The organism is Pseudomonas songnenensis (genome assembly GCF_003696315.1).
In the GTDB taxonomy this organism is placed as follows: Bacteria; Pseudomonadota; Gammaproteobacteria; order Pseudomonadales; family Pseudomonadaceae; genus Stutzerimonas; species Stutzerimonas songnenensis.
The window spans coordinates 141,624-163,661 of the sequence record NZ_RFFN01000004.1; the positions used below are offsets into that span (position 1 = coordinate 141,624).

A 22,038-nucleotide genomic window follows, 5' to 3' on the forward strand; every position below is an offset into this window, starting at 1 on the left:
TCGTCAGCACAGCTGCTCGATGGCATCGAGCAGCTCGTCCTGACTGAACGGCTTGGCCAGCCGGTGCAGCGCAAGCGCCGGTGCGGTGGAGGGCAGGTCGGCGTAACCGGAGACCAGCAGGATCGGCAATTGCGGGCGAGTCTCCCGCACCACGGCTGCCAGCTGCGCACCGCTCATCAGCGGCATGGCGTGATCGGTGACCAGGATGTCGACCTGGTTGACCTGCAGCAGATCCAGCGCTTCCCCGGCCGACCGCGCGGTGAGCACCCGGTGTCCGGCCGCTTCCAGGATGCCGGCGGTGCTGAACAGCACCAGCTCGTCGTCGTCCACCGCCAGCAGGGTCAGCGCCTTCGTCGTGCGCCGGGGGCTTTCATCGGGCGCCGGCGCGGAGGCGGGCGCCGACGCAGGCGCGTTTTCCGCCGCCAGGGCCGGTAGCCAGATCTCGGCCGTGGTGCCCGCACCGGGCGAGCTGCGCAGCACCAGCCGGCCGCCGGATTGCTCGGCCAGCCCATGGACCATGGACAGCCCGAGCCCGGTGCCCTTGCCGACCCCCTTGGTGGTGAAGAAGGGCTCGGCCGCACGCTTGAGGGTCGCTTCATCCATGCCGCTGCCGCTGTCGCTGAGGTCCAGGCGCACATAGCGGCCGGCGGGCAGGCCGTTCTGCTCCTCGGGTAGCGTCAGCTCTTCGGCGGCGATGCGGATACGGCCGACGCCGGACATGGCGTCACGCGCATTGGCGGCCAGGTTGAGCAGGGCGGTTTCCAGCTGGTTGGGATCGGTCCTCACCTGCGCCAGTCGGGCCGGCAGCTCGACCTGCAGCTGGATGGTCGGGCCAAGCGAGCTGAGCAGCAGCTCCTTCATGCCCGCGATCAGCTGCGGCAGGTCGATCGGTTTCTTGTGCAGTTCCTGCTTGCGGGCGAAGGTGAGCATGCGCGCGGTGAGCGAAGCGCCGCGTTCGGCACCGGCTCTGGCATTGTCCACCAGGCGCAGCAGCGCGGGGTCGGCGGGCATGCGCCGACGCAACAGGTCGAGGCTGCCGAGCACGGCCATCAGCAGGTTGTTGAAGTCGTGGGCGATACCGCCGGTGAGGTTGCCCAGCGCCTCCATCTTGTGCAGCTGCTGCAGCGCCTGTTCGGCGTTCACCCGTTCGCTGATGTCCAGCGCCTCGGGTACCAGGGCCACGATGCTGCCGTCCTCGCCCGGTACCGGGCGCATGGAGAAATCGAAGACGCGCACGCCCTGCGGCATGTTCAGGGTCATGGTCACGTGCTCGGTGGTGCCGGCCGCTACCCGCCGTGTCATCTCTCGCATCACCTCGGGCATACCCGGTGTCGCGGCGAACCAGGGCGATTCCCAGAACGGCATATAGGCCAGTTCGTTGAAGCGGGCGCTGATGCCGGCCAGGGCCGTGGCGTTCACGTAGAGAATCGCGCCGTCCGGCGCGAGCATCGCCATGTACAGGTGCGAGGTCTCCAGTACCGCGCGGATGTTGGCCTCGCTGCGGGCCAGCGCCGCGGTACGCTCGAGCACCTTGGCTTCCAGCTGTTCGAGGAAGCTCTGCTCGCGCTGGCGCACCGCGGCGGCAGAACGCACCCGTTCGATGTGGGCCCAGGAGCGGTCGGTCACCTCGGTGAGCAGGGCCAGCTCGCAGGCGCTCCAGGCCCGCGGTACGCGGCTGTGAATGGCCATCAGTGCGGTCAGCCGGCCCTCCTTGACCAGCGGCATGCAGATGGTGGCGGCGATATCCAGTTGCTGGAAGGTCGCCGCGTCGGCGGCGGGCAGGCGGGCGAGGTGATCGTCGACGATGAAGGGCTCGCCGGCGCGCAGCTTCTGGACCGCCAGACTGCCGAATGCGGCGAGCCGGTAGTGGCCGACGATGCTCATGCAGCCCGGCGCCGCCCAGTCGCCACGGATGGTAAAGCTGTCCTGGTCGGGCTCCATGTCGGCATAGGCGCAACTGGACAGTCCCAGGTGTTCGCCGAGCATGCGCGTGGTGGTGGCCAGGATGGCATCGGCATCGACGCTGCGCGCCGTTTCCTTGGACAGCGCATCGAGAAAACGCAGGCGCTGCTCGTTCTCGCGCAGCGCCACGTCGGCCTGGGCACGCTCGGTGACATCCTGCCCCTCGACAAAGATGCCGCCGACGTTGCCATTGATATCGGTGACCGGCTGGAAGACGAAATCCAGCACACGGTCTTCTTCCGCGGCGCCGCGGGTGCGCTGCAGGCCGATGTGAATGCCGGAACCGACGAAGGCCTCGCCGCTGCGGTAGACCCGGTCGAGAATCTCGATGAAGCCCTGGCGCTCCACTTCCGGCAACGCATCGCGCACCGGCTTGCCGATGATCTCGCGCTCGCCAACGAGCCGGCAGTAGGCCGGGTTGGCCATTTCGAACACATGCTCGGGGCCGCGCAGCATCGCCATCATTCCCGGCGCCTGCTCGAACATCTCTTGCAGGCGTGCCTGCTGGCCTTGCAGCTCACGCTCGGCCATTACCCGTTCCGTGGTTTCGACGACCAGGGCAATCACGCCGGCCGGCTGCGCCTGATCATCGAACACCGGCGAATAGTCCAGATTCATCCAGGCGCGTTCGGGGCGACCGTTGCGGTACAGCACCAGTTCCTGATCCTTGTACGACAGCGTGCCGCCAGCCAGGCCGACCTTCATCACGTGGTCGTTGAAGTCGGCCACTTCCGGCCAGCCCAGGCGCACGTCCGAGCCCAGCAGCTGCGGATGACGGCTGCCGGCGAACCCGGAGTAGGCGTCGTTGTAGATCATGGTGCCACGCTCGCCCCAGAGCAGGACGATGGGCGTCGGCGAGAGCAGCAGCATCGCCGTGACGGTCTTCAGGCTCTGCGGCCAGTCCCGCAATGGGCCCAGCGGTGTGCTCGACCAATCGAAGCGCCGGATCAGCGCGCTGAGCTCACTGCCATCTGGGAGGAATGCCTGGCTCGAGTGATCAGGCGAGGGGTTGGCTGCTGGGTCCATCAGTAGCGATCCGTATCCGGTGTGGGAGGCAGGGCAGGGTGATCCAGATCAGAACTGGTTCACCTCGGACAGCCGATTGCCCGGGAAGTCTGCCGGCGACGCAGGCGATTTCCACATCCATTCGCTGCTGTTCGTCCTTGCAGCGGCCAGAGTACAGGGAAAAACCCGTACCATATCAACGATATGCAATGCTCACGGTGATTTCCGATGCTTTCTGCCGTTAAGCGCTACAGGTCCCTGGTCGCCGGGGTGCTGAAGCGCTGCTTTCCACGCACCTCGGCCCATCTGCGCGACGAGGACGAACTGTTGTTTCGCCGCTGGGGCCATGGGGCGGACAAGGCGCAGCCGCAGTCGACGAGCAAGCGCAGTGGCAAGGCCCCGGGCAAGGCCAGGGGCGCCAAGGGCAAGGCCAAACCGAAGTCGTCAGCCAGGGCGGACGCCAAGGAAGGTGGCCCCGCCAAACCCCGGCAAGCGGCTGCGCAGGGCATCTACCCGGCGGCCGCGCTGAAGGTGGACGAGGGCCAGGTTCGTGCCATGCGCGCGCGTGTCGAGCAGGCGGTGGCAGCCGGTATCGTCAGCGCGCCGTCGGACGAGCAGTGGGCGATGATCCTGGGGCGCAGCCCGCTGACGCGCATCTTTGCCGGCGCAGGTTCAGGCAAGTCCACCACCTTGCTGCTGCGCGTGGTGTTCATGCTCTGCCACCTGGGCATCGAGCCGGGACGGTTGACGGTGATCTCCTTCACCAATGCCTCCTGTGCGCAGCTGCGCGAGCAGCTGCTGCGGGTCCTGGCGTTCTGGCAGTTCCCGTTGGACGAGCGCCAGGCGCGCCAGTGCGTGCGCACCTTCCACTCGGCCATGGCACAGCTGGCGCGCGAAGTGCTCGGCACGGCGCAGTGGTTCGAGCAGCTGGACGCCAAGGCTGCCGCGGGCGAGGAGCCGGACAACCCGCTGGCGAATGCACGGTTGCGTCCGGCACAACAGCGCCTGCTCAAGCAGGCCTACCAGCGTTGCTACGCCGAGCAGCCGGATTTTCGCGAGCAGGTGCACCGGCTGCTCGATCTGCCCGGGCCGGCGGTCGAACCTGCCAACGGCAGGCGTGCCGCGCCAAAGGCGCCGGAGGAGCCCTTCAGCCTGGCCGGCGAGTTCGCGGCATTGCCGTTGTACGAGGCCTTTCACGTGCAGGCCGGATTCATCGAGAGCATCGGCCTGCGCATCGATCGCCTGCAGCCGTCCCAACTCGAATGCACATCCCGCGAGCGCCAGTTCATCGAGGCACTGATCGCGTTCCACGGCTGTTTCCAGGCGGTGCTGCGCGAGCAAGGCCTGCAGACCTTCAACGCTGCCTTCCAGCAGCTCGGCGAGCGCCTGACCGCCGCTGATGGCGTACCGCCGGCGAGCCTCGAAGCGTTCCAGCACCTGCTGATCGACGAGTTTCAGGACATCTCCCCGCAGATCGTCCAGTGGTTGCAGGCGCTGCATCGGCAGCTGGCCCGCCAGGGTTCGAGCCCGAGCCTGATGGCCATCGGTGACGACTGGCAGTCGATCTACGGCTGGCGCGGCAGTTCGCCGGAGCTGTTCATGGAGTTCGACCGGCACTTCCCGCGGCGTGGCGCCAAGGGCAGCGAAACGCTGCTGCTGGAAACCAACTACCGTTCCATCGAGCCGGTGATTCGCGATGGCGAGGCGGTGCTGGCCGGTGTGCGCTTCAAACAGGCCAAGACCAGTCGGCCGAACCGGCCCACGCAGCCGGGTGACCACGGCGTCCGGCTGGTCACCGGTTTTGAGCTGAACGGCGGGCTGGCACAACTGGTCGCCGAGATAAAGGCGCAATGCGCCCACGTCGTCGAGCGTGGCAGCCGCGAGCGCACCGCGGTGCTGCTGCTCGGCCGACGCAACGCCACGCTGCGCGCCATCCAGGCCGAGCTGGACCGCAAGCTGCCGGTCAGGGCCTATACCATCCATCGCGCCAAGGGGCTGCAGGCGGAGGTCGCCATCATCGTCGACGACTGCCTGCCACCGCAGCCGCACCCGCTGCGCAATGCGCTGTATGCGTACTGCGGGTTCTTTCGCAACAGCTATGACCAGGCGATGGCCGATGAGAGTCTGCGCCTGGCCTATGTGGCGATCACCCGCGGCGTCAGCCGGGTGCTCTGGTACACGCGCAAGGCGCAGGGCGCGACGGCACTGTTGCGCCCGCGCGGCTAGCGCAGCAGCAGGGCAACGACCGTCAGCCCCAGCAGCAGCGACAGGCCTTTCCAGAACAGCAGCGGGTTGCGTTCCAGCAAGGGTGGGCGAGTGCGGTTGAGCAGCGCCGGGTTGGGCTGGCGCAACTCGAAGACGAACTCGGACAGATCGGCATAGCGCCGCCGCGGATCGGGATGCAGCGCCTTGGCCAGCACCTCGTCGACCCAGGCCGGGATCTCGCGCTGGGCGTCGCGTACCGAGCGGTAGTGCAGGCGCTTCTGCGCGGCCAGGGTGCGTGCCTTGCAGACATCGGTGCCATAGGGCAGGCGACCGCTGAGCAGCTGGTAGGCGATCACCGCGAGGGAGAACTGATCCGAACGCGGCGAGCCCGCCTCGCCGAGGAAATACTCCGGCGCGGTGTAGGCGGCGGTGCCGAGCAGCGCCTCCTGCGGGCCCGGGGCCTGTCGGTCGGCGAGCCCGGCGACCCGTGTCGAGCCGAAGTCGATGATCTTCAGCGTGCCGGTGGCGTCGATCAGCAGGTTCTGCGGGCGCAGGTCCTGATGCAGCATTTCCAGGCGGTGAAAGGCGCGCAGGCCGCGGGCAATCTGTTCGACGAAGCCGCGTACGGTGGTCAGGTCCGGCGCCGGGTGGTCGAGCATCCACTGCGCGAGCGTCTGCCCTTCGATGAATTCGCTGATCGTATAGAGGTAGTGCCGCCGGCGTGGCGGCGGGCAGGCCTTGACCACGTGAGGGTTGTCGATGCGCCGGGCGATCCATTCCTCGAGAAGGAAGCGCTCGAGGTAGGCCGGGTCGCCACGCAGGTCCAGCGACGGCGTCTTCAGCACCACCTGCGCGCCGCTGCTCTCGTCGACAGCCAGGTGCACGTGGCTGCGGCTGCTGGCATGCAGCTGGCGAACGATGCGGTAGCCATCGAACTGCATGCGCGGCTCCAGCAGCGGCGGCAGGGCCAGCTCACCGAGCTGGCGCTGCACGTCGTCGGCCGCTTGCTCGGGCAGGCTGTCGATGCGCACCAGCTGCACGGTGAGGTTGTCGTCGCTGCCGTTGGCCAGCGCCTGCTCGACCAGCCGCCGCGCTGCAGCGTCCAGGTCGTCGGCATGGGTCGCAACGATATCGGCCATCACGCGCGGATCGAGGTACTCGTACACGCCGTCGGTGGCGAGCAGGAACAGGTCGCCCGGTGCCAGCGGGAGGCTGCGGTAGTCGATTTCCAGATGCGGGTTGATGCCCAGGGCGCGGCCGAGATAGCTGGTTTCGGCGCTGACACGCACGCGGTGATCCTCGCTCAGCTGTTCGAGGGCGCCGTCACGCAGGCGATGGATGCGCGCATCGCCGATGTGGAACAGGTGCGCGCTGCCGCCCTTGAGCACCAGCGCACTGAAGGTGCAGACATAACCGCGGTCGCGGTCATAGCGGTACGGGCCTTGGCGGGTCTGCGCATGCAGCCAGGAGTTGATTGCTACCAGCACGCGCTGCGCCGACTGTTTCACCGACCAGGCATCGGAGGTGCAGAAGTAGTCGGAGAGAAAGCTCGCCACCGCGGTTTCGCTGGCGATGTGGCTGACCTCGCTGCTGCTGATGCCATCGGCCAGCGCGATGGCGATGCCCTTGCTGGCGAGCTGCACGTCGCTGGGAATGCAGGCGCCGTGAAAGTCCTGATTGAGCGGCTTGCGTCCGGCGTCCGAATGCTGGCCGAGGGAGATGACGAGTTGGCTGGGCATCGTTGATCTGCGCGAAAGCCCCGGACGCGCATGCGCAACCGGGGCTTTCGACCACACTCCCGATCAGTAGACGCTGCGCTTGGGCGCGGTGCGTACGTGGGTGGTGTAGAGCGTGAGGCCGGTGAAGGCCAGGCCGCCTACCAGGTTGCCCAGCGCGGTGGGGATCTCGTTCCAGACCATGTAGTCCATGACCGAGAAGTCGCCGCCCATGATCATCGCCGAGGGGAACAGGAACATGTTCACCACCGAATGCTCGAAGCCCATGAAGAAGAACAGCATGATCGGCATCCACATGGCGATGACCTTGCCGCTGACCGAGGTGGAGATCATCGCGCCGACCACGCCCATCGAGACCATCCAGTTGCACAGCATGCCGCGCAGGAAGATGGTCGCCCAGCCCGCCGCGCCGAACTCGGCGTAGCCCAGGGTGCGGTCCTCGCCGATGTGCGAGATCTTCTCGCCGATCGGTCCCGGTTCGGTGGAAAAGCCCATGGTGAAGACGAAGGCCATCATGAAGGCCACCACCAGCGCGCCGCCGAAGTTGCCGAGAAACACCCAGCCCCAGTTGCGCAGGATGCCGCCCACGGTCACGCCCGGGCGGCGGTCCAGCAGCGCCAGCGGTGTCAGCATGAAAACCCCGGTGAGCAGGTCGAAACCCATCAGGTAGAGCATCACGAAGCCCACCGGAAACAGCATGGCACCTACAAGCGGCGAGCCGGTCTGCACGGTTACCGCGACCGCGAACACCGCGGCGAGGGCCAGGATCGCGCCGGCCATGAAGGCGCGGATCAGGGTGTCGCGGGTGGACATGAAGATCTTCGATTCGCCGGCGTCCACCATCTTGGTGACGAACTCGGAGGGGATGATGTAGGACATGTGGGTCTCTCTGAATGGCAGTAAGGGGCCAGGCCCCGACGGTGGTCGCGGGGCGCTGGCTGAGCGATGTGGGTGGCTGGCGAGTCGGGGGCAGCTTCGCGGCCAAGGCCGCTCCCGCAGGATCGCTGCGGTGTGCAAGGAACGTTGCCCGGGCAACGGGCGGCGATCAGCCCGCGGCGATCTGTACCTCGTCGCCGACCAGGCGCACCGGCCATACCTGCAGGCGCTGCTCCGGGTACTCCAGGCAGCTGCCATCGGCCAGGCGGAAGTGCTGCTTGTACAGCGGCGAGGCGATCACCAGTTCGCCCTTGAGACTGCCGACGATGCCGCGGCCGATGACGTTGGCACCCGACTTGGGGTCGCGGTTCTCGATGGCGAACAGCTGCTCGCCGTCGGCGTTGTCAGGCAGGTGGAACAGCGCTACCTGGGCGCCTTCGTGCCAGGCCACCACACCGGAATTGGCGACCAGATCGGCACGGCTGCACAGTGCCTGCCAGGTCGCCGGCGCGTTGGAACGGGAGTCAAGACGAACGACGTTGGACTGGCTCATCAGAGCACCTCCTGGGTAAGTGGGATCAGGTGAAGTTCGCTGGCGCGCACCGGCCGACGCTGGCCGCGCTCCTTGACGAAGTGGATGTCCGGGTCGGCGCGCCCGTCGTTGACGAAGGTGCGGAAGCGCTTGAGCTTCTCCGGATCGGAGATGGCGTTGGCCCATTCGCACTGGTAGCTGTCGACCACGTGCTGCATCTGGCTCTCCAGCTCGGCGGCGAGGTTCAGGCTGTCGTCGAGGATGACGCCCTTCAGGTAGTCCAGGCCGCCTTCCAGGCTTTCGCGCCAGACCGAGGTGCGCTGCAGCTTGTCGGCGGTGCGCACGTAGAACATCAAGACGCGGTCGATGATGCGGATCAGCGTTTCGTCGTCGAGGTCGGTGGCGAACAGTTCGGCATGCCGCGGGCGCATGCCGCCGTTGCCGCAGATGTAGAGGTTCCAGCCCTTGTCGGTGGCGATCACGCCGATGTCCTTGCTCTGCGCCTCGGCGCATTCGCGGGTACAGCCCGATACGGCGAACTTGATTTTGTGCGGGGCACGCAGGCCCTTGTAGCGGTCCTCCAGGCGCAGCGCCATGCCGACGCTGTCCTGCACGCCGTAACGGCACCAGGTACTGCCGACGCAGGATTTCACCGTGCGCAGGCTCTTGCCGTAGGCGTGACCGGTCTCGAAGCCGGCGGCGATCAGCTCGCCCCAGATGTCCGGCAGTTCGTGCAGCTGAGCGCCGAACAGGTCGATGCGCTGGCCGCCGGTGATCTTGGTGTAGAGGTCGTATTTCTTCGCCACCTGGCCGATGGCGATCAGCCCCTCGGGGGTGATCTCACCACCCGGGATGCGCGGCACCACCGAGTAGGTGCCGTTCTTCTGCATGTTGGCCATGAAGGTGTCGTTGGTGTCCTGCAGCGGAATCAGCGCCGGATCGGTGATCGGCTGGTTCCAGCACGAGGCCAGGATCGAACCCACCGTCGGCTTGCAGATGTCGCAGCCGACATGGCCGCGGCCGTGCTTGGCCAGCAGTTCGGTGAAGCTCTGGATGCCCTCGACGCGGACGATGCCGTAGAGCTCCTGGCGGGTGTAGGCGAAGTGTTCGCAAAGGCTCTTGTCCACCGCCACGCCGCGCGCCGCCAGTTCGGCGTCGAACACCAGCTTGAGCAGCGCGTTGCAGCCGCCGCAGCCGGTGGCCGCCTTGGTCGCGGCCTTGAGTTCGCCGAGGTCGGTGACGCCAGCGTCGACCTGGCAGCACACCGCGCCCTTGCTGACGTTGTGACAGGAGCAGATGGTCGCGCTGGCCGGCAGGGCGTCCGGGCCAAGCGTCGGCGCGCCCTCGGTCTGCGGCAGGATCAGCCCGGACGGATCGGCCGGCAGCTTGATGCCGTTCTGCGCGTACTGCAGCAGGGTGTCGTAGTAGCTGTTGTCACCGACCAGCACCGCGCCGAGCACGGTCTTGCCATCGGCGGAGACGACCAGGCGGCGGTAGCTGGCGCTGGCCTCGTCGATGAAACGGTAGCTCCGGCTGCCTGGGGTCGCGCCATGAGCGTCACCGATGGAGCCGACATCCACGCCGAGCAGCTTGAGCTTGGTCGACATGTCGGCACCGAGGAACGGCGTATGCGCTGCGTCGGCCAGCTGCGCGGCAACGCAGCGGGCCATGCTGTAGCCCGGGGCGACCAGGCCGAACACGCTGCCGTTCCAGCTGGCGCATTCGCCGATGGCGAAGATCGCCGGGTCCGAGGTACGGCAATCACTGTCGACCACCACGCCGCCGCGCGCCGCCAGTTCCAGGCCGCAGTCACGGGCCAGGGCGTCCTGCGGGCGAATGCCGGCGGAAAACACGATCAGGTCGGTTTCGAGAAACTCGCCGTCCTGGAAGACCATGCGGTAGGCGTATTGCTCGCCGACGATGATTTCCTGGGTGGCACGCGACAGGTGCACGCCGACACCCAGCGCCTCGATGCGTGCCTTCAGCGCCGCGCCGCCGGCATCGTCCAGCTGCACAGGCATCAGCCGCGGAGCGAACTCGACCACGTGGGCTTCCAGGCCGAGGGACTTGAGGGCGTTGGCCGCTTCCAGGCCGAGCAGGCCTCCGCCGACCACCACACCGCGGCGTGCGCCGGTTGCGGCCGCGCGGATGTCGTCGAGATCCTCGAGGGTGCGGTAGACCAGCCGCGAGTTGCCTTCGGCACCGGGAATCGGTGGCACGAAGGGGTAGGAGCCGGTGGCCAGGATCAGCTTGTCGTAGGGCTGGCGGCCGTTGCCGGTGACCACTTGCTTGCGCTCGCGGTCGATCTCCAGCACCTGCTCGCCCAGGTGGGCCTGAACGCCGTGGCGGCTGTAGTAGTCGGCTTCGCACATCGCCAACGACTCGGCATCGCGGCCGCCGAAGTACTCGGACAGGTGCACGCGATCGTAGGCGCGCTGGCGCTCCTCACCGAACACGTGCACGTCGTAGCGGGCGAGGGCGTCCTGTTCGATCAGCTGTTCGATGCAGTGATGCCCGACCATGCCGTTGCCGACGATGACCAATGTCTCGTGCTTGAGCGGGGTGACGGTTGAACTCATAGCCTTTCCTCTCGAGCGGCTGCGGCACGCGGCCGGCAAAACGCAAAAAGGCGCCTGGAGCTGGGGTCAGCTCCAGGCGCCTTTGCCTGGTTTCAAAGATGTCGTGGGGGTGATTGGCCTGGCGTCGTTGCCTGGTTCACCCGGTCCCGTGCCTGCTGGCGGGCGGTCGTCGCTGACTGCCTGGGACGTGCTGCCGTGCTGGCAGCTGTTGCAAGGGAGTTAGCAGGTTGCGTGCCAGCTGTCCCGGGGCACCGCTGCAACCCCCGGCCGGCGGGCCCGTGCGGGCTTGTCCGGGGGTGCGAATCGCCGCCGGCCGCGCGAGGCGGTTGAACCACTTCGGTGCGAAATGGGCTGTGCGCTCACTGCTTTGGGGCGATTCGCGCGCGGCGCTCAGCCGCCGAAAGCCTCGCGAACGAGCTGCGGCAAGGCCTGGCCGGCGGGCAGGGCGAGCAGGTGTTCGTGTGCACTCTGCGGCGCCTCGCCCTGTGGGTTGACATGCACCAGCGTGGCGCCGGCGGCCCGCGCCAGATGCGGCACTTCAGCGGCGGGATAGACTACCCCTGAGGTGCCGACCGACAGCAGCAGGTCGCACGCCTGTGCAGCCGCGAAGGCGGCGCGCAACGCATCGCCCGGCAGGCTCTCGCCGAACCAGACCACGCCGGGCCGCAGGCGTCCGCCGCAGTGGCCGCAGCGCGGCGGTTCGAGACGACGTCCGGCTTCGGGTTCGTCCGGTGCGGGCAGCGGCTCGGCTGGCTCACGGGCGCAGGCGAAGCAGCGTGGCCGGTGCAGGCTGCCGTGCAGGTGGATCACCTCGCGGCTGCCGGCGCGTTCGTGCAGGTCGTCGACGTTCTGCGTGATCAGCGTCAGTTGCGGCACATGGCCGGCGAGTTCGGCGATGGCCATGTGCGCGGGGTTCGGCCGGGCCTGGAGAACCTTCATCCGGCGCCACTCGTACCAGCCCCAGACCAGCGCCGGATCGCGACGAAAGGCGTCGGCGGTGGCCAGTTCGCCCGGATCGAAACGCTCCCACAAGCCGGTGAGCGCATCGCGAAAGGTCGGGATGCCGCTCTCGGCGGAGACGCCGGCACCGGTGAACACCACGACATGGCGCGCTGCGCGCAGGGACGAAAGCAGAGAGGCTGGGATCACGGTCGGCTCCGGTTGCTTGGCGACCGGTCATCAATACCACCGCTTTGCCATCGCGCAAAAGCCGTCTGGCTGTTCAGTCGACGGGCCTTTTGCGAGGGGCCGCTACCATCCAGCCGGCTGCGCGCTCCATCTGTCACCTCCTTGACGGGGGTCAACGCCATCGGCGGCGGGTCGCGGATGATGCCGGCTAAAGCGATATTCGATGCCGGGAGGCTCTTATGCTTGGCTCAGTGAACTGGGACGACGCCCTGGTACAACGCTACGGACGCATCGGGCAGCTGCATTGCAGCTACCCGGCTGCCGTCGATTTCAGTGATCGCATCGCGCCGCTGGATCTGCTGCGGGCGCTGCGCGACAGCCGTCGGGCTGGGCGCGCGCTTTCCCTTTCGCTGCAGCAGCCCGGTGGTGCCCGACTGTTGCCAGAAGAAGTTGCGGCCTACCTGGTGCGCCTGGAGCGCGAGATCGAACAGCTCGGCTGCCACGCCGGCCCGCTGCAAGTGGTCGAGCAATTGCACCTGAGCGTCGGCTCCCTGAGCATCGACAACCTGCGGCATCTGCTGGGGCTGCTCAAATCGCGCTTCCATTTCGCCGAACCCGGTGCGGCCAGCTTCACCGCCGAGGTCGAGCTGGCCCATGCCGACTGGCCGCTGATCGGTGCACTGCATGAACTGGGGTTCAATCAGCTCAGCGTCAGCGTGCCGGATCTGCGCGCCGATGACGGTTGCACCGTGGAGTACTTCCGCAGCTCGGCGCGCATCCGTGCAGTGATCGAGGCGGCCCATGCGCTGCACTACCGTTCGGTGAATCTCGATCTCGGCTACGGCAGGTCCTGGCAGACCCCGGCGAGCTTCGCGCGCAAGCTGGCTTCCATCATCGAGTTGGCACCCGATCAGGTAACCATGTTCGATTACCGGGACGTCGCCCCGGCGGGCTCGACCGCCGCAGGACGTCTGGGACTGGCGTCAGCGGCGGATACCCTGGCGATGTACCGGCATGGTGTCGAGCAGCTGAGCGCTGCGGGTTATCGCTATATCGGGCTGGGCAAATTCGTCCTGCCCCATGATGACCTGGCCATGGCTCAGGAGATCGGCGCGCTGCACCACGATATCGTCGGCTACACACTGCATGGCGACTGCGATCACCTCGGTCTTGGCGTCGGCGCCATCAGCCGCGTCGGCGGTCTGTACTCGCAGAACGCCGCTGCGGTGCAGGGTTATCAGCTGGCCCTTGATCAGGGGCAGCTGCCAACTGTCTGCGGCCTGCACGCCGGTCATGTCGATCAACTGCAGCGCTTGCTGTGCGAGCGTCTGCTCTGCACGTTCGAGCTGGATTTCGACGCGCTGGCGCGGCACAGCGGTGTGGATGTGCGGCAACGCTATGCCGGGCACTGGCCAGCGCTGCGGCAATTGCATGTAGACGGCGTGATCGTGCTGAGCGACGACGGCCTGGTGATACCGCCCCACGCCCGGCTGCTGGTGGCCGCGGTGTGTGCAGCATTCGAGCAGCCCAGCGACCTGTACATGGGGCATTCGGTTGGAAGCGGCGGGCGGCGCTGAAGCCTGGCCCGCCTTATCAGTAGCTAGACGGTGAAGCGCCCGCTCAGGCCGCCCAGGCGGCCTGCCAGCTCATGCAGCTGGCGGCCGTCGTGGTCCAGCTGGCTGGCATCGCCGGCGTTGCGTTCGGCAACCTGCTGAACGCTCTGCAGATGGCGGCCCATATCGGCCGAAACGGCGGTCTGTTGGTGGGTTGCCGCTGCAATCATTTCGTTCATCTGGCTGATCGCCTCGATCTCGCTGGCGATGGCGTCCAGCAGGGCAGTGGTCTGCTGGCTGCTGCTGACGCAGCGACCGACACTGTCACGGCTGTTCTGCATCGCATCGGTAGCCTTGCGGCTGCCCTGCTGCAGACGGCTGATGATGCCCTGGATTTCGGTCGTGGAGGCGGCGGTCTTCTGCGCCAGATTGCGCACCTCGTCGGCGACCACGGCGAAGCCGCGGCCCTGCTCGCCGGCCCGTGCGGCCTCGATGGCTGCATTGAGAGCGAGCAGGTTGGTCTGCTCGGCGATGGTGCGGATCACCTCCAGCACCCGGTCGATCTGCTCCGATTGCGCGGCCAGATCCTGCACCAGTCGGTCGGTGCCTTCGATGTGTTCGGCGAGGGTGCCGATCTCGCTGCGCACGCCGCTCACGGCATTACGGCCGTCGCTGGCCTTCTGGCTGGCGCCCTGTGCGGCCTGGGCGGCACGATCAGCGTGGCCGGCGACGTCGTCGATGGCCACGGTCATCTGCTGCATGGCGTCGACCATGTAAGCGGTTTCGTCCAGCTGCCGGCTCGCACCGTCGCGCATCTGCCGTGTGGCTTCGCTGAGGTTGGCTGCAGTGCCGCCCAGGCCGGCGGTGTCACGAACCACCGCGCCGACCAGTTCGCCCAGCTGATCGAGCAGGTGGTTGAAACGCTGGGTGACCGGTCCGCTGGCCTTGCTGCGATAGCTCAGGTCGATGCGTTCGGGATGCGCGGTGATGGCGGCGGCCGCGCCGAGCAATGCCTCGCCTTCGCGAGCCTCGGCGTTGGCGCGGATCGCCAGGTAGATCAGGATTGCGCTTTCCAGGACTACGTAGAACGCGTGCAGGAACACCTCGCCCCAGTTGCCATCGGGTATCAGAAAGACGCCGGCACCCTGTTGCTGCAGTGCGAAAAAGCTCAGGTGATGCACGGCAATGGTCGCTGCCGCGACCACGATTGGCAGCCAGTCGCGGTAGTAAACCAGGAAGGCCAGCAGGGCGAAGATGCCAAAGTGCATTTCCAGCAGGCCGTGTGCCTGGTTGATGTGCAGCGCGGAGAGCACCATGAACGCCGCGCCGATCACGCAGCGCAGCAGGCGCTGGCCGGGTATCAGCATGTGCAGCGTCGTCACCGCGACAGCCGTGAGCCCGCCAATGACGAATGCCTGGGCCCAGTTGCCGTAGAACGCCGCGATCGCGAAGGAATAGACCACCAGAAACCAGATGACACCGAGCATGATGCGATCGGCCTTCAGGTAGTGCGCTTGCAGCGTGACGCTTTCGGTGTTCATGGAATGCTCCGGATGAAGTTACGCATGGCCGTTATCGGTTGCCGTCCGAACCGCTTGATCCGGCATACAGCGGTTTCCGACGAGCGCCCGGTTTAGCCAGCAATAGTTGTGCGGTGCCGATGGCGCGCTCGATGAAGCCGCCTTCGCAGTAGCACAGGTAGAACTCCCAGAGCCGGTAGAAATAGTCGTCATAGCCATGGCGCTCCAGCTCGCTGCGGGCGCGGCGGAAGTTCTCGTGCCACAGGCGCAGGGTGCGTGCGTAGTGCTCGCCAAAGTCCTCCATGTGCAGCAGGTTCATGTCGGTGTCCTGCGAGACAACGTTGAGCATCCGATGCAGTGACGGCAGTGCGCCGCCGGGGAAGATGTAGCGTTGGATGAAGTCGACATTGCGCCGGGCCTGTTCGTAACGCTGGTCGCGGATGGTGATGGCCTGCAGCAGCATCAGACCGTCGTCCTTGAGCAGGCGCGAGCATTGGCGGAAATAGGTCGGCAGGAAATCATGGCCGACCGCTTCGATCATCTCGATGGATACCAGCTTGTCGAACCGGCCCTCGAGATCGCGGTAGTCCTGCAGCAGCAGGGTGATGCGGTCCTGCAGTCCCTGTTCTTCGATGCGCCGCTGGGTGTAGGCGAACTGTTCGCGCGACAGCGTGGTGGTCGTCACCCTGCAGCCGCGATGGGTGGCGGCATAGAGCGCCATGCTGCCCCAGCCGGTGCCGATCTCCAGCAGATGGTCTTCGGGCTGCAGGTCGAGCTTTTCGCAGATCCGCTCGAGCTTGTGCAGCTGGGCCTGCTCCAGATCCTGCCCGGGGCTGGTGAACATCGCCGCCGAGTACATCATGGTCGGGTCGAGAAACTGCTCGAACAGCTCGTTGCCAAGGTCGTAATGCGCGGCGATGTTGCGCTGCGAGCCGCTGCGGGTGTTGCGGTTGAGCCAGTGCAGGGCCTTGATCACCGGCTGGCCGAACAGCGCCAGGCTGCCGCGCTCGATGCTGTCCAGCACATCCAGGTTGGCCACGAACAGGCGGATCACCGCGGTCAGCTCCGGGCTGTGCCAGTAGCCATGGATGTAAGCCTCACCGGCGCCGATCGAGCCGCGGGCGGCGATCAGGCCCCAGGCTGCGCCGTCGACGACATGGATTTCAGCCTGCAATGGACTGGCCAGGTCGCCGAACAGCTGGCACTCGCCGCCGAAACGCAAGGTCAGCTGGCCGTGGCGCAGCTTTTCCAGCTGGCGCAATACCGTGCGGCGCAACAGACCGCTGGCCAGCCCCTTGCTGGCCAGCGGATGGGCTTTGACAGTCAGGCTAGGACTCTTCATGGCGGGCTCCGGATGTGTGAGTGACGGCCAGTCCATAGGGGGCCGTGGCGGGCTGATGGGCGAAGATCGGGGTGCGCTTGAGCAGCAGGCGCAAGGCCTGCCAGTAGATGGCGAGCAGCGTCTTGGCGGTCATCCAGGGGAAGCCGAGCAGGTAGCGATGCACGGAGGCTGCTGTCAGCGCTTCGCGCTCAAGGCCGAGGGTGGCGTCGAACAGCTTGCGCTCGCCCTGCCAGTCCTCCATGTGCACGCCGATGCGCCGGCCGGGTGGGTTGAAGCGCATGCGGTATTCCAGTTCGCCTGGCAGGAACGGCGATACGTGGAAGGTCTTGGCTACCGTGCAGCGCAGGTTGCGATTGCCGGAGGCGGGCAGCACGTAGTGATAGCGCTCGCGCCAGGGTGTGTTGCTGACCTCGCAGAGCACTGCCCGCAGCTGCTCATGCTCGTCGAAGCAGTAGAAGAAACTGACCGGGTTGAAGCACAGGCCCCAGCTGCGTGGCTGGGTCAGCAGGCGCACGGCGCCGGTGACCGGCCGGCCGAGGGCTTCGGATACGCGCTGGCGCACCGCGTCGGCCAGTGCGATGCCGTGGCGCGTGTATTCCGGCAGGTAGTCGCGTTCGCGGAAGGAGAATGGTGCGAAGCGAGCGCGGCCGCTCAACGGCGAGAGTCCGAACACGGCGTCCTGTTCGGCAAGATCCAGGTACAGAAGGCCCATGCGATAGCTGAAGGCGTGGCCGCGCGGCGAAAAGCGCCGGTGCTGGACCCAGCCGCGATACAGGGCGCTGTGTTCGATGGCGTTGCTCACAGCGACTCTCCGAAGGCCGCGGCGACGCGCAGTGCGCTGACTACGCCATCTTCATGGAACCCGTTGCCCCAATAGGCGCCGCAGAAGTAGCTGTGATGCGCGCCGAGCAGTTCGTCGGCGCGGGCATGGGCGGCGATGCCGGCCAGGCTGTACTGCGGGTGGTCATAGGTGAAGCGGGCGAGGATCTGCTCCGGGTCGATGGCCTCCGTCTGGTTGAGGCTGACGCAGAAGGTCTCGGGTGAGTCGATGCCCTGCAGGATGTTCATGTTGTACGTCACTGCGGCGAGCTGCTCGCTCGGGCCGCCGAGGCGATAGTTCCAGCTCGCCCAGGCGCGACGGCGCTTCGGTAGCAGGCGAGTGTCGGTATGCAGGACCACGTCATTGCTGGCGTAACCGAGCGCGCCGAGGATCTCCTGCTCGGCGCGGCTTGGTTCGGCGAGCATGCGCAGCGCCTGGTCGCTGTGGCAGGCGAACACCACCTTGTCGAAGCGCTCGGCGCCTGCCGGGCTGTGCAGGGTCACGCCATGGGCGTCGCGCAGCACCTCGAACACCGGGCAATTGAGGCGAATGTGTTCGCTGAAACCCTTGGTCAGCGGTGAGACGTAGGCGCTGGAGCCGCCCTCGATGACGTACCACTGCGGACGGTCGCTCACCGACAGCAGACCGTGGTTCTTGAAGAAGCGGATGAAGAATTCCAGGGGAAACTCGAGCATGTCGGCCAGCGACATCGACCAGATCGCCGCGCCCATCGGCACGATGTAGTGGTCAATGAAACGCTGGCTGTAGCGACCCAGCTTCAGGTAGTTGCCCAGCGTGACATGCGGGCCGATGCGGCCATTCTGGTAGTCGTCCAGTGCTTCCCGGTTAAAGCGCAGGATGTCGCGAATCATGCCCCAGAACGGCGGCGAGAACAGGTTGCTGCGCTGGGCGAACAGGGTATTGAGATCGTGTCCGTTGTATTCCAGGTCGCTGAACGGATCGCTGACCGAGAAGCTCATCTCGGTCGGCTTGTAACGCACCCCGAGCTGGCCGAGCAGCTTGATGAAATTCGGGTAGGTCCAGTCGTTGAAGACGATGAAACCGGTATCTACCGCATAGTCGCGACCGTGCAAATGGAAATCCACGGTGTGCGTGTGGCCGCCTATCCAGCTGGCCGACTCGAAGACGGTGACCTGGTGCTGGCGCGAAAGCAGGTGGGCACAGGTGAGCCCGGAGATGCCGCTGCCGATGATGGCGATCTTCATGGTTATCCTTCCTTGAGTGACGAGCGCGCCATTCGCCGGCCCAGGGCGAACTGCAGACGCGCAGGCAGAAGTGAGAGCAGACGCAGCGCCCAGATGAATGGCGCAGGGAAATCGATGTGCAGCGGGCGGCTTTCCAAGCGCCGAACGATGTGCCGCGCGGCTCTGTCCGCCGACCAGCGCAGCGGCATGGGAAAGTCGTTACGGCGGGTCAGTGGCGTGTCGACGAAGCCCGGGCTGACCAGGGTTACATCGATGCCTTCGCTGGCCAGATCAAGGCGCAGCGATTCGAGCAGATAGCGCATCGCTGCCTTGGACGCGCCATAGGCGCCGGCACGTGGCAGCGGCAGCCAGGTCACCGAGCTGCCTATGCCGATCAGCTGCGGTCGCACACCCTGGCGCAGCAGGGGCAGCGCTGCCTCGATGCAATAGCCGGCCGCGAGCACGTTGGCCCGCATCACGCGTTCCAGCAGCGCCGCGTCGAACTGGCTGGCGTCGATGTATTCGCAGGTGCCGGCATTGAGGATCACGCAGTCCAGCGCCCCCCACTGCGCTTCGATCGCAGCGCCGATGGCACGTACCTGCTGGCGGTCGGTGAGATCAGCCGGCAGAGCCAGAACCCGACCCGGATAGCGTCGGGCGAAAGCCTGCAGGGGTTCGGCACGGCGTGCCGAGAGCGCCAGACAATGCCCCTCGGCCAGCAGCAGGCGCGCCAGCTCCAGACCGATGCCACTGCTGGCGCCGGTCAGCCAGATTCGCCGTGAGACTTTCATGCAAGCCTCCGCTGCAACCAGCGGATGGCCGAACCGAGCAGCGGCACGTGCTGGTAGAGCAGGGCGCCGGCATCGAAATAGTCGCGGTGGCGTTCGACCTTGCCTTCGGCGTTCCAACGCAGCAGCGAGCAGCCCTCGAGGCTGATCAGGCCGCCGCGATTGAGCCGCGGGTGGCGGTAGCTCATGACCCAGCGCAGATAGCCCTCACCCTCGCTGACCTCGTCATGGCTGATGAACTCGAAGTGCAGGTGTTCGACGTTGGCGTACAGCTCGCTGAAGTAACGCCGCAGCTCGGCCAGGCCGCTGACCTCGTGCAGCGGATCGGTGAAGTGCACGTTGCTGCTGTAGAGCTCGGCCAGCCGATCGAGGTTGCTCGCATCCAGCCGCGCGAACTCCTCGGCGAAACGATGCAGGAAGCTGCTCATGGACGGGCCTCCGACAGGTTGCGGAAGGTGGCGAGCGCCCGGGCACGGCTTGCACCGAGGTCGACGATAGGCGCGGGGTATTCCGTTACGCCGAACAGGCTGCGGTGCGCCGACGGGTTATGAATGTCGCGTTTGTCCAGGTGCTGCAGTTCGGGCAGCCAGCGGCGCAGGAACTGCCCGCTCGGGTCGAAGCGCTGGGACTGGCTGATCGGGTTGAACAGCCGGAAGTAGGGCACCGAGTCGGTGCCGGTCGAGGCGCTCCACTGCCAGCCGCCGTTGTTGGCGGCCAGATCGCCGTCGATCAGATGGCGCATGAACCAGCGCTCGCCTTCACGCCAGTCGATCAGCAGGTTCTTGCTGAGGAACATGGCGACCACCATGCGCAGGCGGTTGTGCATCCAGCCGGTTTCCTGCAGCTGGCGCATGGCGGCATCGACTATCGGAAAGCCGGTGCGGCCCTGTTGCCAGGCTTCGAGTTCGTAAGGTGCGTGGCGCCAGGGCAGGGCGTCGGTCTCGCTGCGGAAGGCGCGGTGCATCGATAAGCGCGGGTGGCCGTCGAGGACATGTTTGTAGAACTCGCGCCAGAGCAGTTCGTTGATCCAGGTAGACGCGCCGGTACTGCCGCTGTCCAGCTCGCCCCGGTTGTAGCCCAGCGCAGCATGCAGGCACTGGCGGATCGAAATGACCCCGGCGGCGAGATAGGGCGATAGCTGGCTGGTACCGGGCTCGGCCGGCAGGTCGCGGCGTTCGTGGTATAGATCCAGATCATCCTCGACGAACAGCGCCAGACGCCGCTGCGCGAACGTCTCGCCAGCGGGCCACAACGCGCGCAGGTAATCGGTTGGCCGCGGGAAACCGACAACGGTGGTGGGGACAGGGTCGCTGGCGATGGGCAGCGGCGCCTGTGCTGCCGGTGTCCGGACGCAGGGTGGCAGGGACACCGCCAGGCGCGAGAGGCACTGCTTGCGAAACTGGCTGAACACCTTGAAGTGCCCGCCGGACTGGGTCAGTACGGTGCCCGGAGCGAACAGCACCTGATCGACATGGCCGCGTACCTGGATACCGCAGGCGTCCAGCATTGCAGCGACGGCCTGATCGCGGCGTCGTTCGTTGACGCCATACTCCTCGTTGTAGTGCAGGCCACGCACATCGAGTTCCTGGCAGAGCTTCAGCAGCGCCGCGGGCACCGATTGCCAGTCGTCGACCTCACGGATCAGCAATGGCACGTTGAGCGCGCGCAGCTGCGCCGACAGCTCGACGAGGTTGCGCAGCCAGAAGTCGACCTTGCAGGGGGCGTCATCATGGGCCAGCCACTGGCCGGGCGTGATCAGGTAGATCGCCACGGTAGGGCCGGCAGCCATGGCCGTTGTCAGGGCGGTGTTATCGCCTGTGCGCAGATCGTTGCGCAACCAGAGCACTTGGTTCATGACGCGCTTCCTTCGCTGCCGGGCAGGAGGCCGGCGTTGTTCAGCTGTTGCAGGGCATCGAACGGGCAATCGGCCAGCAGCAGACCGCGGTGCTGGCGCAGCTCCGGGGCATGGATATGGACGGCCGGGCCGGCAATCAGCAGCGGCGCGGCGCTCTGCTCGAGCAGGCGTGGCAGATGGCGCTGCAGGCAACCGGCCGAAAGGCAATGGCTGGCGTAGAGCAGCAAACCCCGCGGCCAAACACGTTCCACGGCGAGATTCAGCTCGTTCAGCGGCACTGGCCACTCGACGAGCTCAACCGGGCAATCGGTGCTGGAAACCAGCCACGCAGTCAGCCACAGCCCAGGGGAGAAGGCCTCCTCGTCGAGGCTGGCGATCAGTAGGGGGCGGCCGCTCTGCTGGCGGTTGTTGAAATAGATCCGGGTGGCGAGCTTGCTGCGTAGCCACGACTGGAACAGCACCCGCTCCAGAGCCGCGCCGTATTGCCCGCGCCAGCGCTTGTCGAGCGCCTCGAGCAGGGGCTGCAGCAGGTGCTGGCAAAGTGTGCGCGGCGGGTACAGCGCCATGGCACGGTTGAAGGCATCGTCCAGATGGCGTTCGCTGAGGCGGTCGATGGCCTGCAGCAGTTCATCTACCCGTTCGGACCACTGGTTCTGCTGCGGCAGTTCCGGCGGCGTGGTGGTATCCAGAAGCGGCTTGATCTGGCTGACCGCGACACCGCGATTGAGCCAGATGAGGATGTCGCGAATGCGCTGGATATGCCCCGCTTCGTACAGGCGATGGCCCTTGGCGGTGCGCGCCGGGACGATCAGCCCGTACCGGCGCTCCCAGGCACGCAGGGTTACCGCATTGACGCCGGTGAGCCGCGCCACCTCGCGGATCGGCAGCAGGCCGTCGGCGGTCAGCTGCGCAAGGTCCGGTTGTTCGGTCAT

16 protein-coding genes are annotated in these 22,038 nt (G+C 66.6%); 2 read left to right on the forward strand and 14 right to left on the reverse strand.

The annotated features are described in order from the left end of the window. Positions 1-3: 3 nt before the first annotated feature. Positions 4-2,988, reverse strand: a complete 2,985-nt coding sequence (locus EA798_RS12890) for a PAS domain-containing protein (protein ID WP_122099212.1) — start codon at positions 2,986-2,988, stop codon at positions 4-6. 207 nt (positions 2,989-3,195) lie between these two features. Between EA798_RS12890 and EA798_RS12895 the strand changes: the two genes are divergently transcribed. Further along, positions 3,196-5,193, forward strand: coding sequence for an ATP-dependent helicase (locus EA798_RS12895; protein ID WP_122099213.1), 1,998 nt, complete (start codon positions 3,196-3,198; stop codon positions 5,191-5,193). Here EA798_RS12895 and EA798_RS12900 read toward each other — a convergent pair. From EA798_RS12900 to EA798_RS12920, 5 genes are all read right to left on the reverse strand, one after another. Beyond that, positions 5,190-6,911, reverse strand: a complete 1,722-nt coding sequence (locus EA798_RS12900) for a bifunctional protein-serine/threonine kinase/phosphatase (RefSeq protein WP_122099214.1) — start codon at positions 6,909-6,911, stop codon at positions 5,190-5,192. The two genes, EA798_RS12895 and EA798_RS12900, sit on opposite strands and share 4 nt — an antisense overlap. A gap of 63 nt (positions 6,912-6,974) precedes the next feature. Further along, positions 6,975-7,787 carry a formate/nitrite transporter family protein gene (locus EA798_RS12905; RefSeq protein WP_106155032.1) on the reverse strand — a complete coding sequence of 271 codons (813 nt, stop codon included), beginning with the start codon at positions 7,785-7,787 and terminating at the stop codon, positions 6,975-6,977. Positions 7,788-7,953: 166 nt separating this feature from the next. Further along, positions 7,954-8,337 carry a nitrite reductase small subunit NirD gene (gene nirD, locus EA798_RS12910; RefSeq protein WP_106155031.1) on the reverse strand — a complete coding sequence of 128 codons (384 nt, stop codon included), beginning with the start codon at positions 8,335-8,337 and terminating at the stop codon, positions 7,954-7,956. Continuing rightward, positions 8,337-10,895, reverse strand: a complete 2,559-nt coding sequence (gene nirB / locus EA798_RS12915; protein WP_122099215.1) for a nitrite reductase large subunit NirB — start codon at positions 10,893-10,895, stop codon at positions 8,337-8,339. The genes nirD and nirB overlap by 1 nt, the downstream gene beginning before the upstream one ends. A 390-nt stretch (positions 10,896-11,285) precedes the next feature. Further along, positions 11,286-12,044 (reverse strand): SIR2 family NAD-dependent protein deacylase, encoded by a 759-nt coding sequence (locus EA798_RS12920; protein WP_122099216.1) that lies wholly within the window; start codon positions 12,042-12,044, stop codon positions 11,286-11,288. Positions 12,045-12,262: 218 nt separating this feature from the next. Here EA798_RS12920 and EA798_RS12925 point away from each other — a divergent pair, with 218 nt between their 5' ends. Further along, a complete protein-coding gene (locus EA798_RS12925; protein ID WP_122099217.1) occupies positions 12,263-13,600 on the forward strand; it encodes an oxygen-independent coproporphyrinogen III oxidase in 1,338 nt (445 codons plus the stop codon). Between the two features lie 23 nt (positions 13,601-13,623). Here the strand turns inward: EA798_RS12925 and EA798_RS12930 are convergent, their stop codons facing one another. From EA798_RS12930 to EA798_RS12965, 8 genes are read right to left on the reverse strand one after another with little or no spacing between them, the layout of a single operon-like run. Beyond that, positions 13,624-15,117, reverse strand: coding sequence for a methyl-accepting chemotaxis protein (locus EA798_RS12930; RefSeq protein ID WP_106155027.1), 1,494 nt, complete (start codon positions 15,115-15,117; stop codon positions 13,624-13,626). Between the two features lie 31 nt (positions 15,118-15,148). Beyond that, entirely contained in the window at positions 15,149-16,438 is a 1,290-nt protein-coding gene (locus EA798_RS12935; protein ID WP_122099218.1) for an SAM-dependent methyltransferase, read from the reverse strand. Then, entirely contained in the window at positions 16,425-17,240 is an 816-nt protein-coding gene (locus EA798_RS12940) for a DUF1365 domain-containing protein (protein ID WP_122099219.1), read from the reverse strand. Before EA798_RS12940 ends, EA798_RS12935 begins: the two co-directional genes overlap by 14 nt. After that, the gene (locus EA798_RS12945) at positions 17,237-18,484 is read right to left on the reverse strand and encodes an NAD(P)/FAD-dependent oxidoreductase (RefSeq protein WP_122099220.1); all 1,248 of its coding nucleotides are present in this window, start codon (positions 18,482-18,484) and stop codon (positions 17,237-17,239) included. The genes EA798_RS12940 and EA798_RS12945 overlap by 4 nt, the downstream gene beginning before the upstream one ends. 2 nt (positions 18,485-18,486) lie before the next feature. Beyond that, positions 18,487-19,254, reverse strand: coding sequence for an SDR family NAD(P)-dependent oxidoreductase (locus EA798_RS12950; protein ID WP_122099221.1), 768 nt, complete (start codon positions 19,252-19,254; stop codon positions 18,487-18,489). Beyond that, positions 19,251-19,679, reverse strand: a complete 429-nt coding sequence (locus EA798_RS12955; RefSeq protein WP_106155022.1) for a nuclear transport factor 2 family protein — start codon at positions 19,677-19,679, stop codon at positions 19,251-19,253. The genes EA798_RS12950 and EA798_RS12955 overlap by 4 nt, the downstream gene beginning before the upstream one ends. Next, complete coding sequence (gene phrB, locus EA798_RS12960) at positions 19,676-21,106, reverse strand: deoxyribodipyrimidine photo-lyase (protein WP_122099222.1); 1,431 nt, start codon at positions 21,104-21,106, stop codon at positions 19,676-19,678. The genes EA798_RS12955 and phrB overlap by 4 nt, the downstream gene beginning before the upstream one ends. Next, positions 21,103-22,038 (reverse strand): MerR family transcriptional regulator, encoded by a 936-nt coding sequence (locus EA798_RS12965; RefSeq protein ID WP_106155020.1) that lies wholly within the window; start codon positions 22,036-22,038, stop codon positions 21,103-21,105. Before EA798_RS12965 ends, phrB begins: the two co-directional genes overlap by 4 nt.